Annotated in this window: 18 protein-coding genes and 1 other annotated feature; of the genes, 7 read left to right on the top strand and 11 right to left on the bottom strand. The window is 45.1% G+C overall.

Annotated elements, in window-relative coordinates:
- Positions 1 to 37: 37 nt before the first annotated feature.
- The 3 genes from MHI32_RS25795 to ylbJ form a co-directional block, all read right to left on the bottom strand.
- Entirely contained in the window at positions 38 to 1,222 is a 1,185-nt protein-coding gene (locus MHI32_RS25795; RefSeq protein WP_339188434.1) for a copper amine oxidase N-terminal domain-containing protein, read from the bottom strand.
- Between the two features lie 146 nt (positions 1,223 to 1,368).
- Positions 1,369 to 2,172: an NAD kinase gene (locus tag MHI32_RS25790; RefSeq protein ID WP_036685317.1), complete on the bottom strand. Its 804-nt coding sequence runs from the start codon at positions 2,170 to 2,172 to the stop codon at positions 1,369 to 1,371.
- 74 nt (positions 2,173 to 2,246) lie between these two features.
- Entirely contained in the window at positions 2,247 to 3,509 is a 1,263-nt protein-coding gene (ylbJ, locus tag MHI32_RS25785) for a sporulation integral membrane protein YlbJ (RefSeq protein WP_036685315.1), read from the bottom strand.
- 412 nt (positions 3,510 to 3,921) lie between these two features.
- On the opposite strand from ylbJ, the gene MHI32_RS25780 reads away from it, so the two are divergent.
- Both MHI32_RS25780 and MHI32_RS25775 read left to right on the top strand, forming a co-directional pair.
- On the top strand, positions 3,922 to 4,305 hold the full coding sequence (locus MHI32_RS25780) for a globin (protein WP_076134176.1): 384 nt from the start codon (positions 3,922 to 3,924) through the stop codon (positions 4,303 to 4,305).
- Between the two features lie 36 nt (positions 4,306 to 4,341).
- Entirely contained in the window at positions 4,342 to 5,058 is a 717-nt protein-coding gene (locus MHI32_RS25775) for a DUF2225 domain-containing protein (protein WP_036685310.1), read from the top strand.
- A 78-nt stretch (positions 5,059 to 5,136) separates the two neighbouring features.
- On the opposite strand, the gene MHI32_RS25770 is transcribed toward MHI32_RS25775, so the two are convergent.
- Positions 5,137 to 5,367, bottom strand: coding sequence for a hypothetical protein (locus MHI32_RS25770; protein ID WP_036685307.1), 231 nt, complete (start codon positions 5,365 to 5,367; stop codon positions 5,137 to 5,139).
- Entirely contained in the window at positions 5,364 to 5,555 is a 192-nt protein-coding gene (locus tag MHI32_RS25765) for a YycC family protein (RefSeq protein WP_340011264.1), read from the bottom strand. The genes MHI32_RS25770 and MHI32_RS25765 overlap by 4 nt, the downstream gene beginning before the upstream one ends.
- A 118-nt stretch (positions 5,556 to 5,673) precedes the next feature.
- On the opposite strand from MHI32_RS25765, the gene MHI32_RS25760 reads away from it, so the two are divergent.
- Both MHI32_RS25760 and MHI32_RS25755 read left to right on the top strand, forming a co-directional pair.
- Complete coding sequence (locus tag MHI32_RS25760) at positions 5,674 to 7,473, top strand: M3 family oligoendopeptidase (RefSeq protein ID WP_340011262.1); 1,800 nt, start codon at positions 5,674 to 5,676, stop codon at positions 7,471 to 7,473.
- A gap of 612 nt (positions 7,474 to 8,085) precedes the next feature.
- Positions 8,086 to 8,496 (top strand): hypothetical protein, encoded by a 411-nt coding sequence (locus tag MHI32_RS25755; RefSeq protein ID WP_036685297.1) that lies wholly within the window; start codon positions 8,086 to 8,088, stop codon positions 8,494 to 8,496.
- Between the two features lie 153 nt (positions 8,497 to 8,649).
- Here the strand turns inward: MHI32_RS25755 and MHI32_RS25750 are convergent, their stop codons facing one another.
- Together MHI32_RS25750 and MHI32_RS25745 are read right to left on the bottom strand one after the other, a co-directional pair.
- Positions 8,650 to 8,880: an alpha/beta-type small acid-soluble spore protein gene (locus tag MHI32_RS25750; RefSeq protein WP_036685295.1), complete on the bottom strand. Its 231-nt coding sequence runs from the start codon at positions 8,878 to 8,880 to the stop codon at positions 8,650 to 8,652.
- A gap of 200 nt (positions 8,881 to 9,080) precedes the next feature.
- On the bottom strand, positions 9,081 to 10,055 hold the full coding sequence (locus tag MHI32_RS25745) for an aldose 1-epimerase (protein ID WP_076184767.1): 975 nt from the start codon (positions 10,053 to 10,055) through the stop codon (positions 9,081 to 9,083).
- A gap of 134 nt (positions 10,056 to 10,189) precedes the next feature.
- Positions 10,190 to 10,429 (top strand) — a binding site (T-box leader).
- A gap of 63 nt (positions 10,430 to 10,492) precedes the next feature.
- Between MHI32_RS25745 and trpS the strand changes: the two genes are divergently transcribed.
- On the top strand, positions 10,493 to 11,479 hold the full coding sequence (trpS, locus tag MHI32_RS25740) for a tryptophan--tRNA ligase (RefSeq protein WP_036685592.1): 987 nt from the start codon (positions 10,493 to 10,495) through the stop codon (positions 11,477 to 11,479).
- A gap of 2 nt (positions 11,480 to 11,481) precedes the next feature.
- On the opposite strand, the gene MHI32_RS25735 is transcribed toward trpS, so the two are convergent.
- Both MHI32_RS25735 and MHI32_RS25730 read right to left on the bottom strand, forming a co-directional pair.
- Entirely contained in the window at positions 11,482 to 11,670 is a 189-nt protein-coding gene (locus tag MHI32_RS25735) for a hypothetical protein (protein ID WP_036685291.1), read from the bottom strand.
- A 105-nt stretch (positions 11,671 to 11,775) separates the two neighbouring features.
- Positions 11,776 to 12,777 (bottom strand): metal-dependent hydrolase, encoded by a 1,002-nt coding sequence (locus MHI32_RS25730; RefSeq protein ID WP_076218717.1) that lies wholly within the window; start codon positions 12,775 to 12,777, stop codon positions 11,776 to 11,778.
- A 232-nt stretch (positions 12,778 to 13,009) separates the two neighbouring features.
- Between MHI32_RS25730 and cyoE the strand changes: the two genes are divergently transcribed.
- A complete protein-coding gene (cyoE, locus tag MHI32_RS25725) occupies positions 13,010 to 13,942 on the top strand; it encodes a heme o synthase (protein ID WP_036685285.1) in 933 nt (310 codons plus the stop codon).
- A gap of 23 nt (positions 13,943 to 13,965) precedes the next feature.
- Complete coding sequence (locus MHI32_RS25720) at positions 13,966 to 14,583, top strand: SCO family protein (RefSeq protein WP_036685589.1); 618 nt, start codon at positions 13,966 to 13,968, stop codon at positions 14,581 to 14,583.
- A 95-nt stretch (positions 14,584 to 14,678) separates the two neighbouring features.
- On the opposite strand, the gene MHI32_RS25715 is transcribed toward MHI32_RS25720, so the two are convergent.
- On the bottom strand, positions 14,679 to 15,026 hold the full coding sequence (locus MHI32_RS25715) for a DNA primase (protein WP_036685586.1): 348 nt from the start codon (positions 15,024 to 15,026) through the stop codon (positions 14,679 to 14,681).
- Between the two features lie 133 nt (positions 15,027 to 15,159).
- Complete coding sequence (locus tag MHI32_RS25710) at positions 15,160 to 16,347, bottom strand: MFS transporter (RefSeq protein WP_340011259.1); 1,188 nt, start codon at positions 16,345 to 16,347, stop codon at positions 15,160 to 15,162.
- Positions 16,348 to 16,446: the final 99 nt, after the last annotated feature.

Below are 16,446 nucleotides of genomic sequence, written 5' to 3'. Positions count from 1 at the left end.
TACACTGCACGAATTAACTTTCTGTGACGTATGGTTGTTAGGATTTCACAAGTTTATAGTAAACGCTGTAGGTGTTATCAGTAGTCCATACCCCGTTATCCGACTTGGATAAAATGAAGATCGTGCCTTGCTCAAAAGTTTCCTCTTCACTGGCATCCTTCTCTTTGCTTTCTACATAAATAGCTGCTTCTTTGGCGCTAAAATAGTAGATACTCGAAACGCTTGGAGTATAAATGACGTCATATGAAGTAAAGAAATCTTCCAGATCTTCCTTAAGGGAAGTATCATATTCTTCTCCGTATGAAGTCATGGTGGAAAGAACAGCGGCCGAATTTTGTTCATTCATAGCTTGATAATATTTGGTGATATTACCTTTGATGGCATCCGCATCATTTTGAGGAATGTTAGCTGCTGTTTTTAGAGCTTGTTCACGAGTCAGCAGTATCACGGAGCTTTGGGATTCCACAGATGATATTTTCCAGCTTCCATTCTTGCGGACAAGTGTATACATGTATTCGTCCTCTGTATCTGGCGTATAGGCCCCACCTGTCCGGCGAGAGCTTTCCAGTGTATAGACAGTAGCGTCATTGCCTGAAATATCAATGATTTCCAAACTCTCAATAGTATTTTTTATGTCAAAAATCTCAAAGGATGCATTAAGATCCGCCACCGAGTCCGCATTAGAGGATTCTGAATCCATAAGGGAATAGAAGCTAATTGCTTTTTCTTCATTGAAATATTTATTAGACAAACGGATTAATGCTGTAATCGCTGCTTCGTCCTTATCTTTGGATACTGGGGTGGTAATTTGCACGCTTCTGCTGGTTGAATTCCAGACGGCTGTGCCTCCGGTTGCCTCTGCGATAAAACGTAAAGGAATGTATGTAGTGCCAGCTGAGGAGACTGGTGCGGTAGTCAGTTTTTTCACGGTTCCGTTAACGGTTGCGCGGTTGCTGCCAATTTTCAGGCTGATCGCCAGATTTGAACTTTTACCTGTTACTGTTCCAGTCTTGGCATCCCAAAGCACCTGCAGTCCAAGCTTTTCGAAGATGACCCGGAAAGGGACAAGTACAGAATTGTTCGCTAAGTATGGGGTTCCTGCGGTAAAGGAAACCTTACTGCCGTTGATATAAACATCAATCGGTTTTGAAGCAGCAAAAGCCGGGACCGCCAGTATCAGGGCCAGAAGACTTATGCTCAAGAGGGATAATAATTTTTTCAACAGTACTCTCTCCTTTTATGTAACTCTTTGTAAAATAGCCTCATTATACCATTTGATTTCTCTCTATGTCTATCAATTGGTGTTAGTTTTGTCACACCAAAAATAGCCGGAGATATTGAAATCTCCAGCTTTTTGATCCCCTGATCTCAGACTAAGAAAGCTTCACGGACACGGTTCCAGAACGGAAACGGACGATACCTTGCAAAGCTGACTTTTTTGTCTGAAACTTGACAGCGTACTGAAATCAGGTCATCAACAGGAATGTTGTTATGATCTACGGTGAGCAGCAAACGCTGGTCTTTACATGAAAAAATGTCACAATGATGATGCTTCGGCAGTAGTAGCGGAGAGCCCATTGTCCGGAATACACGGTTGTTAATAGACGCGATTTCGGCAATCTGCAGCGCTTCTATTGAAGGGTGAACCATAGCGCCCCCAAGGCTTTTGTTATAAGCGGTGCTGCCAGAGGGAGTTGAAATACAAAGTCCATCGCCCCGGAACATTTCGAAGGTGACATCATTGATGTCGATTTGGATCATTATAGTTCCATCCACCCCTTTAAGGGTAAATTCGTTGAGGGCAATGTGAGACGAAGATCCCGATTTTTTGTGAATCTCCAGCTCTATTAATGGATATTTCACAATGCGCGGTTTCTGCGGCTCAGAATCACCGGTTCCGCACATATAATCGATTAAGGTGGGCAGCTCTTCTGCTTGCCAGTCCGCATAGAAGCCGAGGTGTCCTGTGTGCACACCTACAAAGGCTAAGTTGGGAATCTGATCGATAAAGGTATGAAAAGCGTGCAGCATTGTGCCGTCTCCACCTATCGAGATGACGATTTCCGGAGACTCGGCATCCAGTTGCAAATCCCGCTCCGCCGCCAGCTTGTGAAATTGCTCGGCAAGTTTGATTGACAGCTCATCACCGCGGTCCAGAACATAATATCTCAAGATGTACAAGCTCCTTTATATAATTCCGTCATACACCGATCATAATCAATCTTGCCCCGGAACACAATATGTAATCAACTTCGGCGCATCAATCGGAGCATTGCCATAAAGACAGGAATAAGCAGTGACACTAGAAGAGCAGCGGCCAGTATAAGACTCAGTAGAGCTAGGCTGGCAGTGACACCAGAGGCTGAAGGTGTGAAGGCGGTGGAGGCTGGCAGAGAGACCCAAGCAGAAGACAATCCTGATCCCATCACAGGCTTCCATAGCAGCACCACGAGACCTGCTGCGAGTACGGCATGTATTAGTCTCGCAGTTAAGAACGGCAGATAACGCAGCCCGGTACCGTTCAAAATACTGGCGACTTGGGCATGTACAGATAATCCACCCCAAGAGAGAATAAAGGCAGCTGCTGCGACCTTGAATTGAAGCGGGATGGAAGAAGCGGCTTCACCAGCAGAACGAGCACCTATGGTGACCTCGAATAATCCGCTGATCAAGGCCTGAGCTAATTCGGGAGGCCCTCCAACAAGGGAGACGAGAGATCCGGCCAGGCTAAATAGTGAGGGCAGGATTCCGGCACGGGCAAGCAGCTCCATTAGCACGTTGAAGAATACAACCAGACCCCCTACGACAATAATAAGCTGTAGCGAGGATTGGATCGCTCCTTTTAACAGCTCCCCGAAGCTACGTCCATCCTTGCGCCGGGCTTCGGACATCGCAAGGAGTGCGGCATGTATTCTGCCGAATCCTTGTTTTGCTGGAGCAGAGGGGACGTCAGAACTACTTTTTGTTGGGTCTTGGGTGGGGGTCTTTTGTTCCTTACGTCCATGAAATGACATTAGGAGACCAACCATTAAGCCACTTCCGTAGTGGGCTAGTGCCAATATTAGCCCCAAAGAAGCATCGCGAAAGAACCCAACGGATACCGCCCCTAATAGAAAAATAGGATCGGAGGAGGTTGTAAATGCTACAAGGCGTTCACCTTCGATTCTGCTGATCAGCTTCTGCTCCCGCAGCTTAGCGGTTAATTTGGCTCCAACGGGATATCCTGATACATATCCCATGGCCGCGACAAAACCACCGCTGCCTGGTATACCGAAGAGGGGACGCATCAGTGGATCAAGTAAAGCGCCGAAGAGATGGACAATGCCTAAGCCTAGCATGATTTCAGAAATGACGAAGAAGGGAAACAGTGAAGGGAAGAGCACGTCCCACCAGATGGCCAGGCCACGTAAGGCTGCGGCAAGAGATGCTTCAGGATGAAGTAACATAAGCAGCATACAACCTGCCAATATGAATCCCAGCAGCGGGCCGCCAATCTTTTTAAAAGTCATAATTAACGCCTCCTGGTCTATGGTTAGATGTATGCAAAAAGAGGGACAAACAGCACAAAAAAATGGAGAAAGCGGTTACAATTATCTGTGCTTTTTCGCAGGAATTATGATATTATGTAATAAATAAATGCACCCTCTGTTACACGATTAAATGGGATGGAGTGATGGCGATGAGCGTTATAGCCGGAGTTCTCGTTTGTGCTTTTGTATATGTAATCCGGGTCTCTCTCGTCCCTCCTGGTGATGAGGAATTTAGGACCTACTAACCTTACTCTTCAGGCGCTGAACTATAGTTTAGCGCCTTTTTTCTGTAGTTTAGAGAGCACTTTCGACGGATATCCGTGTTATGCTTATCTTTGGTATAATAAAATAAGTAACGTTTCATTAATATGGAAGAAGGCTGGTAACCTCAATGAATCCAAATGAGAGTATATATGACAATCTAGGGGGGGCTGAAGCACTACATCGGTTGGTGGAAGTGTTCTATGCCAAGGTACAGCTTCATCCGCAGCTGGGACCCTTGTTCCCTGAAGATATTACTCCAGTTCTGGAGAAGCAATATCAATTCCTGACACAGTTTTTTGGCGGGGGTCCACTTTATTCGGAATTACATGGACATCCCATGATGAGAGCAAGGCATATGCATATTCCTATTACTCCAGAACGTGCTGAGGAGTGGCTACAATGTATGAAAGAGGCACTGGTGGAGACTGGAGTCGAAGAACCACTGCGTTCATTCGTGCTTAGCCGCCTTGCAGGTCCTGCACATCATTTTGTTAACATGCCCCAGGAATAATAAGGGACAGGTTGATCCTGAAAGGAATGAGAGTACTTGACAGAGTTAATACCCCTATATTCTATTAAGGTCAAGTGTTGCAACTGTGAAAATGAATTTTCAACCTCGCGGGTACGTCCTAGTCTAAAAAAGGCTATTCGGCGTGATGCTGATTTCTGCGCGTATTATAAAAATGAGAATCCGGATTATTATGTTGTACGGGTCTGCCCCAATTGCGGGTTTGCCTCCACAGAAAATTCGGCTGACAAGCTGACGGAACGCCAGCGTAAGGCATTTAATGAACAGGTAGGAAAACGCTGGAAGAGCCGTGACTTTGGAGAGAAACGAGACTGGGAAACTGCGCTCGAGACCTATAAGCTGGCGCTTTTATGTGCTCAGAGTATTAACGATAAAGATCGGATTATCGCAAGTCTGCTGCATCATATTGCTTGGCTCTATCGCTATCAAGGGGAGACTGAGCAGGAGAAGCGTTTTTTACGCTATTCTTTGGACGAGTATGTTAAGGTCTATGAAATAGATGGCATTGCCGGCAATGATGCCCGGCTCATGTACCTGATCGGCGAACTTAATCGGCGGATCGGAGAATACTCAGTGGCTGTAATGTGGTTCTCCCGTCTGATCAATGATCAGAAGATCATGGATGCGGCGATGATTCGAGCGGCACGTGAGCAGTGGGTTATTTTACGGGAGCAAATGCGTGCTGAGGCTCTAGATGTTGAAGTTGATATCGAAGGCTTGTCTTCAAGTTCATAATGTTTGCGAACAACAAAAAGCGCAGAAGAGAATTAAATTCTCCTCTGCGCTTTGTAGAAAGAAAATGTTAGGATTTGCTTATCTGACAGCTCGATCGAACAAAAGGTAATCGCCGTCATTATCTATAACTGTAGGACTGGCGCTGCAGCAGGGGAAGACGAGCAGTTTTTTCTTGCCGTCACGAACGATTTGTAATTCTTTAGGCTTCATAGGCAGAAGCACATTCTCTGAGTTGCAGAATGGACAGTATTGCACATACATATCGCCTAGAATGATGTCATAAGGCCAGGTATGACTAAATGGAATCATTGTGAGTCCTTCCCAGAAGGAGTCTCTTCATTTTCGCCCTCAGTTTGTGGGGGATTTTCTTTTTTGGATAGCTCCGCTATTTTTTGTAGTAAAATATGTTGGGGCATATGCATCAAGTGTTCCAAAGGAACGCCTAGTTGCTTGGATAACGTAATGGCTGTTTCCGCTGAAATTTGTAGTGGCTTCATATGGATGCCCTCCTAAAGTTTATCGGCTATAAATGTTCAGATATCGTTATTCACTTTACCATGGTGTTAAGACAATTACAAAGAAAGTCAAATGAAAGCAAAGGAATGGTGAGTACACATGAAACAACCGTTATCACTGACTTGGGAACTTGATACTATTTTTCCGGGGGGGTCTTCGTCTGCAGAGTTAGAAGGGTTCTTGAGCAAGCTTGAAAAAGATATTTTATCCTTGCAAGGCTTTGTGAAGGATGCTGTGGCACCAACGGATGTTGCGTCTACCAAAGCATTGGATGAGGTTATAGCATTGCTTCAGAGCTGTTCAGGAAGACTTGTGGAGGTCACTTCCTTCGCAGACTGTCTAGGCGCTCAGAATCAGATGGACAAGGGTGCGGTAAGGCTGGCGGCCAAAGTGACAAGCATGCGCGCCGGATTCGAAGGGATCAGCTCGCAATTTAGCAATGTACTTCGTCAGACTACGGACAAGGTATGGGCTGAGTGGATGGCTCGTCCAGAGATTGCTCCTTTAACGTTCGTACTGAGCGAGAGCCGTGATTTGGCCCGTGAGAAGATGAGCCCTGAGCTGGAAAGCTTAGCGTTGGAATTAGCTGTTGACGGATATCATGGATGGAGCGGGCACTATGATACGATTGTGAGCTCGATCAAGATCCCATTTGAGGATGAAGAAGGAACAAAGCTGCTATCTGCTGGCCAAGCTTTTAATAAGCTGGATGATCCAGATCCAAAAGTGCGTCAAACGATGTTCCATAAATGGGAAGAGGCTTGGACTGAAGCGGCAGATAATTGCGCGGATACCTTAAATCACTTAGCAGGCTTCCGCCTGAAGCTCTATAAGGGCAGAGGCTGGGACGATGTTCTGAAAGATCCGCTCAGCATCAATCGTATGACACAGGACACCTTAAATACGATGTGGGACGTGATTACGAATAGCAAACCTATACTTGTGTCCTACCTTCAGCGTAAAGCCAAGCTGCTGGGGCTGGATTCTCTCTCATGGGTCGATGTCGAAGCTCCTGTAGGCAAATCCTCCGGCAAGATCCCTTATGATCAAGCTGCGAAGGATATCGTCACACAGTTCCGTAAATTTAGTCCTAAGATGGCTGAGTTTGCAGAGCGTGCCTTTGATAATAACTGGATCGAGGTTGAGGATCGTAATGGCAAACGTCCTGGTGGATTCTGTACTTCCTTCCCTGAGAGTAAAGAATCACGGATATTCATGACTTACAGCGGTACACCTTCCAATGTTTCAACATTGGCCCATGAGCTGGGACATGCTTATCATTCTTACCTGCTTGATGATCAACCTGTATTTAATCAGAATTATGCAATGAACGTTGCAGAGACCGCTTCAACCTTCGCAGAAGTGATTGTATCTGATGCTCAGGTTAAAGCTGCGGGCAATGCAGAGGAGAAGCTGGCACTGCTTGAAACGAAGATACAGAACAGTGTGGCATTCTTTATGAACATTCACGCTCGATTCTTGTTCGAGACTCGCTTTTATGAGAAACGTAAGGAAGGTCTTGTAAATGCTGAGGAACTGTCCGCTCTGATGGTGGAAGCACAGAAAGAAGCTTTCTGTGGTGTGCTTTCTGAATACCATCCTCACTTCTGGGCGTCGAAGCTGCATTTCTATATCACAGATGTACCTTTCTATAATTTCCCGTACACCGTTGGTTATATGTTCAGTACAGGCTTATATCGTCTGGCATTACAAGAGGGAGCTTCCTTTGCAGACAAATATGATAGCTTGTTGCAGGATACCGGCGTGATGACATTGGAGGATTTGGTGCTCAAACATTTGGGTGTAGATCTGACAAAACCGGATTTCTGGCAAGGAGCTACAGATCTGATTGTGGCTGATATCAACGAGTTCTTGGAGATGACAGAGCATTTAGCATGAAATGTCTAAAATAAGACAAATTTCAGGACACAAAAAATAACGGAATTTCAGTGTGAACACGCAAAGACCCCGGTTAAGGGGTCTTTTTTTAATGCTTAAATGTCGAAAACCCCCGGTTTATAAAAATTAATATACGAATGATCCATGAATTTTGCGCATTACTAGGGATAATAACCCAATTTTGTAGAATAATGTTGTTTGACGTATTTAAGGGGTCTATAATGAGCCTTGAGCCTTATAAAAGGCTTGCATGGAAGACAAATGAGCTCAGCTCAAAAAGCTTAAGTAAGCGCTTACTAAGCCGATTTGTATGAAGAAAACTCGAAGAAGCTAAGCTCACAAAACGATATAAATCGAACCAGAAACTTGGGAAAAGGGGAAGGAGTGGCGGAGGGGAATTTTGGAACTGTAAGAGCGAGAGCGACTGCCTTTGTCTCCGAATTTCACCCGCTATACGCGTAAGAATTCAAGAAATTTGGAGACAACAGCGGCTGGAAGTCCAAACATTCCCCGCAGTGGCGACGGACTCTTAGCCCAAATATTTAGGGTTCGATTTATAAGACGAAGAAAACTCGAAGAAGCTAAGCTCACAAAACTTTTAGGAGGAAAGATATGCTTAAGACAGAACAGCTATCATTAGCAAGACAGATGGATTTGGTGTTTAGGGAACTGCAAGAGGAATTGTCAGGACTATCTTCCGGTACGGTATTTGTGCAAATACGAAATAATACCATTGGCAAATTCGGCATACGTCATCATCCTTTAGCCGGTCGGGGGGGTGGATTCACAGAAGTGAAGGAAGGAATAACGGAGAGCCAGCAGTCTTCTTTTCGTCTAATGGCTCTGGAGAGTCTGAAATACAAACGCCGTTGGACTCATGGTGAGATCAGCTATGAATTTGCTATAAGACAGGGCAAGCTAATCGTAGATGCTACGCTGGAGTCTAATTATAATATGGCGAATCTGATGATTCGATCTCCCCGTAATGCTTACGCCGAGAGTGCTGATCAATTTTTAAGTTAAACGTTTTACATAAAAATTGTTTGCAGCTGGGACTATAGGCTATAAATTAGAAAAACCCCCCACAGCTTCTAGAAGAAGTGTGAGAGGTTTGAAAGCTAGTCGGCAATAGGCTTTTTAAGACCTCTGCCGGATAAAACACTTAAGATAACGATGTTACTGACGACCGGACAGTTGTTGTTCTGCCAGTTGTACTAGACGTTTAGTGATGTAACCTCCCAAAGAACCAGTTTCGCGGGAAGTGTAGTTCCCGTAATAACCGTCAGCTGGGATCGTTACTCCAAGCTCTTGTGCTGCTTCATATTTCAATTGTTGCAACGCTGCATTTGCTTGAGGAACTACAAGGTTATTGGAACGGCTGCTACGACCTTGACCTGCTTGACCCATGTGTGTCACCTCCTTCGCCCGTTGTGAAGATAGTATGAGCGCTAAGAGGCTAATTCATGCATGCTATCGAAAGGTTTTAAGGATGGTAATTATTAGTCGATTAAAAGTAAGGGTAGAAAGCCCAAATAACTAAGCTCGCACAAAAAATCGGCCTTCTCTTACGTAAACGCAAGGGAAGACCGATATAATGTATATCTGCTTTAATTCTCGGGATAGATCATTTCCAGCATAGTGGACAGCTCAAGACTTTGACCTGGTTCTACCTTCAGCAAGCCCGTGAAGGAAGGGTCATCGGAAACGTTAGGAGCATCCGGGAGCCAGGTGTAAGGTTCGATGCACAGAAATTGATCGGCCGGCCCTTTGGTATACAGGACCCAGTGACGGAAATGATTCTCGTCAGCTGTATAACGAAGACCATAACCATCATCGCGTAATAGCAAGGCTTCTACGGGCTGCTTGTCACCAATACGTAGAGCAGTATCAAAATTAGTTCCCTGGAGGTTGATTCCAGAGTTTAGTGAATCTAGATCACCAAGTGGAATTAGATTGCCGCTAGGGAGCAATTCATCGTTTAGTTCATAAATGCTGTTTACGGGCAGCTTGAGATTCCAGCGTTCAGGTTCTCCATCGATCATAAACCAGGTGTGATAGCCGATCCCAAAGGGAATACGATGATCGCCGAGATTTGTAACCTTTAAAGTCTGGCTGAGCCGGGCATCCTGAAGCCTGAATGTCATTTCGAATTTGAGTGGAATGGGAAATTGCTCCATCCAGTGCGGATCATCTTCAGTAAGGAATTCAGTAGTGACTGCACAACCGTCCTCGTCTTCTTCAATATCGCTGACACACCAGGATTGAGTCCGGTGTAGACCATGGATATGATTGTCACCAGCGGTATTCTGGTCAAATTGATAACTTGTACCCTCGAATTGAAATTTTCCTTTACGAATTCTTCCGGGTGGAATTAAGAGCGGGATGCCAAAATGGTAAGGTTTTTGCATAAAGAAAGCTTGATCGCTTTCATCAGGCCGCCGCAGAATTTCCCGTTGTTCTTTTACATCAAACAATGAAATCACGTTGTTTCCTAGTCGCGGCAAAAGCGTGACTTCCAGTTCGCGGCTGTGCAAAATATAAGTATCATAACCGCCCCACTGCCCTTTGGTCACCTGTTTCATGAGATATGCTCCTTTATCGTAACTGTAATCGAATAGAACATGGATAACCTTATCATAACAGATTTATGCGGAAGTGGTTAAGTGATTTGACAACTTCTCTTTATGGTTCTATGATGAAGGCATTAAATTATGATGAGAATGTGATGACGGGGACAAGTAGACAGGAAATGCACCTTCAGAAAGCCGGTGGTTGATGCGAACCGGTAGGACACTCCTGATGAATGGACCCCTGAGCGCCGCGCTTGAACGGGAGCAAGATGCCCTAGTAGACCGGCCGGATCTTCCCCGTTAACGGAAGACTAAGGCTGTTTCCCTTTGACTATACAAAGGTTAAGCAGCGAATAAGGGTGGCACCACGGTCTCACGTCCCTTGCGGATGAGGCTTTTTTTGCGTTCTCGGAAATCGGAAATTACATCTAACGGAGGTCTATATTATGTTGAAAAAAGTAATGTCAGGCATACAACCGAGCGGTTCTCTAACTTTGGGTAACTATATCGGAGCGCTGAAAAATTTTGTGAAGCTGCAAGACGATCATCAATGTTTCTTTATGGTTGTCGATATGCATGCGATCACCGTTGCTCAAGATCCTGCGGCACTGCGTGAGCAGTCTGAAGCTGTAGCTGCACTCTTTATCGCGGCAGGAATTGATCCTGTGCGTTCGAATGTATATATGCAGTCTCATGTGCCTCAGCATGCGGAATTGGGCTGGATCATGACTACGCTAACGGCAATGGGCGAGCTTGAGCGTATGACACAGTTCAAAGATAAATCATCAGGTAAGGATTCAGTTGGTGCGGGGCTATTCGTATATCCTTCTTTAATGGCAGCAGATATTCTTGTTTATAATGCGGATCTTGTGCCAGTAGGTGAAGATCAGAAGCAGCACTTGGAGTTGACCCGTGATTTAGCTGGCCGTTTCAATAACCGTTTTGGCGAATTCTTTACGATTCCTGAACCGTATATCCCTGAAGTGGGCGCACGCATTATGTCTCTGGATGATGGCACTAAAAAAATGAGCAAGAGCAGCCCGAATGCAGGCAGCTATATTGCCCTGTTGGATTCGCCGGATGTGATCCGTAAAAAAATCAGCCGCGCAACGACTGATTCTGGACGTGAAGTGATCTTTGATCCGGCTAACAAGCCAGAGATTAGTAACTTGATGAGTATTTACTCGGAATGTTCTGGGATGTCCCTCCAGCAAATTGCCGATCGTTATGAAGGACAAATGTATGGTGGCTTTAAGAAGGATCTTGGGGAAGTGGTTGTATCCACACTTGAGCCTTTGCAACAAAGATATCATGAAATTCGCAGTTCAGGTGCGATCACTGATATTCTTGCTGAAGGTGCTGAACGTGCACGTATTGTTGCAGCTGAGACGTTGAATGGCGTAAAAGAGCGGATGGGCTTTCTGCCAGCTCGTTAATCTTAGTCAGAGCTTAAGCTTTCCTGTTTGCGTCTAATTCTGGCTTTGAGGATAAATCCCCAGCCAATATTCATTACGCAAAGAAAACCAAGCAGAAGTGCCAGCCAGAAGCTATAGCTGATCGCGATTGAAGCGGCAGTGAGAATAAGAATAGAAGAACAAGCGAACCAAAGTGAGAGTCCTTTACCCATTAAGAGCCTTCCTTTCCGTGTCTGCTAAAATGAATCCCGGAGTATTATAAAATACTCCGGGATTTTTTGTGATTATAGAATAGATCTCTCAGTAAGTCTACAGTTTCATCGTAAAGAACCAGGGTCGATGGAAAATCGTTTGTCGAGCTTATCACTGCTAAGCCAGCCTACATAAGTATTTAAAGGTTTATATTGGTTATCCATAACTAATACAGCCACAAAAGGGTATTGTTTGCGGTGTAAATAACGAACGTCTCCCCAGCGCACCATATATCCTGAAGGAAGCTCCTCCACTTCGGCAACCGCATAAGAGGTGAAATATAGAAAGGACTGAATATCTGGATGCGACTTGGATATTTCCACAGCGGGATGATTCGAGCAGACCGCATGTTTGAACCATTCCAGGCGGTTGTTCAGTAGCTGTCCAACGTCATAGCTGCCGTCTTTTTTCACTTTAACTACGTTCCAGCGTTTAAGTGAAATTGTAGGGATTACAATATAACGTTCACCAGCATTATGGTGTATATCTTTAAGCTTGATGTTTCGTGTAAGGCGGGCATGAACAACCGTTCTCCAAATATAATAAAGAATGGTACAGGCATAAAGCGTAATAAATAAAGGTTTGGGCGGCACAATCCCAGTGATCCAGAGTAGAATAGCTGCGATATGGCTGCCAAAAATAAATGGATCGAAAATGTGGATGATATTCCAGGCAATCCATTTCTCAGTAAATGGACGGGCGGCCTGGGTTCCATAGGTGTTAAACAGATCAGAGAAGACGTGCACGCCTACGCCTATGAAACCCCAGAGTGCAACATGGCTTAAAGCTGCCAAATCAGTAAATCCAAACAGAGGCCCTAAGACTAGGGCAATCAGAGCGGGCCACAAAATTAGAAAAGGCAAGGAGTGTGTGATTCCCCGGTGATTACGAATATATATTGCATTGTCCTTTAGTCTTAATGCGGTATCGGCATCAGGAGCTTGTGAGCCTAAAATCGTAGCCAGCATAACGGCCCCGGCCAGTTTAGGGTCAGAAGCAACGACAGGATCTACGAATGAAAGTCCGGCTAACCCTATGCCCATAACTAAATGTGTAGCGGTGTCCATTGGTCAGTTCTCCTTTGTTGTTCGGAAGTACATTATTAATAATTACCCAAATACAGCTTAGGTTATTAACGGGCTGGAAATAAATATTGTCACGTAATTGTCAAATTCATGAACATACTGTGCCATGACTGTCAAAGTCTCCTCGGGTTTGATATGATAAAGTTAACAGCGAAGTCTATTTAGTGCTTCGGCTAGAACGTTAGAAGTTCGTTTAGAAGGAGGATCATTTGGTGTGGATAATCATATAACATTTCAAGCTTCTTCCGATTCTGCAGCTATGTCTGCAAAATCTCCACCGGAAGGTGCAAGTTGGCGTGATTTCATTACCGTAACAAAACCCGGTATTATCCGATCTAACCTCATCGCTGCCTTTGCAGGATATTGGCTGGCTTCAGGTTGGGATGTTCAATACGGCAGATTAGTTCTGACTCTGCTCGGTACAATGCTGGTTATGGCTTCGGCCTGTGTTTTTAATAACTATTTCGACCGTGACCTGGACATGAAGATGGAAAGAACGCGCGATCGGGGGCTTCCTACAGGACGACTGAAACCCAAAACCGTATTGCTGTATGCTATTGGGCTAGGGATTGCGGGCTTGATTGTACTGTTTGCTTTTTCCGGAGTTTTAGCCGGTCTGTTCGGGATTGTAGGGATGTTCGTTTACGTTGTAGTATACACCCTTTGGTTGAAACGGACATCAACATGGAGCACTTCAGTAGGTGCGATCTCTGGAGCTATGCCACCTGTAATTGGCTACGTTGCAGTTACGGGAACAGTTGATCTAGGGGCTTGGCTGATGTTTGCGATGTTGTTTCTGTGGCAACCTCCCCATTTCTGGGCACTCGGGATTAGACGTAAAGAAGAATATAGAGCCGCTGGATTTCCGCTGCTGCCTGTAGTCAAAGGAACACGTCGTACGAAGTTTCAAATGATTCCTTATGTAGCACTGTTGCTGCCTATTCCAGTGTTAATGTACGCCTACGATTATGCAGGGATTTTTTATCTGGTGATTTCAACAGCGCTGTCCCTGGCTTGGTTAATCATAACCTTGATGGGCTTTGCAGCAAAAGATGACGAAGTCTGGGCGAAGAAGAACTTCCTCTTCTCCATTAACTACCTAACGGTAAGTTTGATCGTACTTGTATTGAATACGATTCACGGTTAAGAAGAGGGAGGGTATTATTGTCCGTGCAGACCTTTAAGCGTTATAAATGGACCTGGATTCTACTATTGCTTGCTTTGGTAATGGCTGGTTATCTGGCAGTTAATTCTTTGAATTTAGGAAAAGAAAAACTGCCGGTAATCGGAGAAGTGCAGGACTTTTCACTTGAAAATGTGGATGGAGACCAGATTACTCTGGCTGATACACAAGGTAAAGCGCGGCTGGTATACTTTTTTTTCACACAATGTCCGGATGTATGTCCTATAACTACGTTTCTGTTATCTCAGACGCAGAAAATTCTGGTCGACGATGGCAGCTTTGGAAAAGATACGGCGTTCGTCTCCATTTCTTTTGATCCAGAGAATGATACGCGTGAAGCCATTAAAAGCTTTGCGGACCGTTTCCAGGCAGATTATAAGGGTTGGTACTTCTTACGGGGGGATCAGGAAGTCATTCGTAAGCTGGCAACTGATTCTTTTAAAGTACTAATTGCAGGGAATAGTAAAGAAAATTTCGTACATGCCAATCGCATAGCATTGGTTGATCGAGACAATCGTCTCCGTGCATTGTATGACGCAGGGGATACGGATAACATAACGCCTGAATTTCTTGCCGATAGGCTGAATGAATTGGCTCGTGAATAGAACCTAACCGCATAACAGAAACGCCTTTTTCGAATCCCATTTATTGAAGGATAACGAAAAAGGCGTTTTTAATTTCTTAGGCAATATATCGCGAATCAAAAAGGAATGGGTTCAGGGTAAATGATGAACTCTTCCAGACCCGCTTTTTCAAGCTGATTGATATTGTATTCATCTGGAGTGCCTTCCACTCCGGCATAACCCCGGCGTGTATAGATGTGACCAGCATCGGGAAAGGCATCGCGGAGAATCCCGCGTATTTTTTTGCCTGAACTGTCGTTATCCATATAAAGATATACTTCTCCATCTCCTACTTTTTGTCGCAGGGACTCGAGTTTGAGCGTATTTAATGTACCAAAGGTACAGAGGATTTCGACTTCCGGTACCAGCACGCGTCGTAATCTGCTGCGATCGTTTTTGCCTTCGACAATAATCGTAATGGACATTTGCTGACAATCACCTCCGGAAATGAAGTCTGAACTTACAGACTCATTATAGTTTACCGAAGGAGGAGCAGTTTTAACAACTGTTTCTACAGGAAAATCTTCATTCCCCGGGAAATGTCGTAAAAACAATAAATCATGCGGCCCGCCCATTCCATTTGGAAGAGTAGGTAGACAGTTTGGTTGAATTTTTTGGCGGAAGCAGTAATAGTGCAACCATCAGCAATAGAAAGGCAATGAAATAAGGCGAAACAACGGCTCTTAATTGTCCTGCGGCCACAGGCCCTGCGAATGCGCCTAGTGACATGGCTATCGACTGCATGGAGAAGGTACGTCCCATACGTCCTGGTCCACCTAGACTAATAAAGAGCGATGCCATTGCAGGAAATAATATTCCTTTAGCTGCACCCAGCATAAAGAGAATAACGGAAGCGGGAATGCTGTGAATTGAGGCGAGCGCAAAAAAACAAAGGGCCATACCTAGCAAGGCCACGGCTATTCTTCCTCCTGGGGAAAAGCGGTTCAGGAAGAACAAACTGAGTGTTACCAAAGCCCCTAAGCTAAGGAGCGATAAAAGAATGCCTGTGGAAACAATGCTATTACTTCCGGTCTGAGATAGAGGAAGTTCAAAAAACAGAACCCCTTGTGAACAAGAAACGAAAAAAGGCAGCAGATAATAACGTTTGGAAACTGGATTGGCATCGGATATAGGGACGGAAGGAAGATCCTGTTTTTTTAAAGGAGGTGCTGCAGAGTTTACAGGGCGAACTAAACGCCGGGCAGGTGCCGGTACACTGAAAAAAGCCATGATGCCTGTAGCGATAAGCAGCCATCCCAATGTGGTGAAGGTGCCGGAATAGCCAGCTTTAGCTACGATAAAGGCCCCCGCTGCTGGGGATACCACTGAAGCTAAGGTATGAACGATACCATGTCCGGACATATATTTCCCCTGCTCAGTAGCATCAGATGATAATGAAGCCAGCAAGGTCATGCACGCTGGAGAGAGGAAGGCGAGCGCGAACCCGCTTGCTGCTCGTAGCATCAGCAAATGCCACGGAAGCTGAGCATGAGCCTGCAGCAGTAGAATGGCTCCCGCAGTAACAAGGCTAAAGACGATGTAGCGGCGGCTGCCATTACGATCGACGAGTACACCTGCGAGCAAATTGCCAGGAAGATGGGTTAACGAATACATGCCCATCATCCAGCCAATAAAGGCGGGTCCCGCACCAAGAGAGATGGCAAAGGGCGTTAGAATAGGATACTGTGCATGTAAATCAAAAAACGCCAGAAAAAGAAACAGGTACAGCCACAGCGCAGTTTTCACAGGGAAACACCTCCGAGAGCCACCTACAATAAAGATTAATGCAGGAAGGCGGATTTTAAGAAGATCAAATTTAAGCAACTACTTGTACTTTACGTGGGA

Source organism: Paenibacillus sp. FSL H7-0690 (genome assembly GCF_037980415.1).
Classification (GTDB): Bacteria; Bacillota; Bacilli; order Paenibacillales; family Paenibacillaceae; genus Paenibacillus_AQ; species Paenibacillus_AQ odorifer.
Note: the sequence above shows the minus strand (reverse complement) of the source record. Positions and strands in the feature narration are given on the sequence as shown.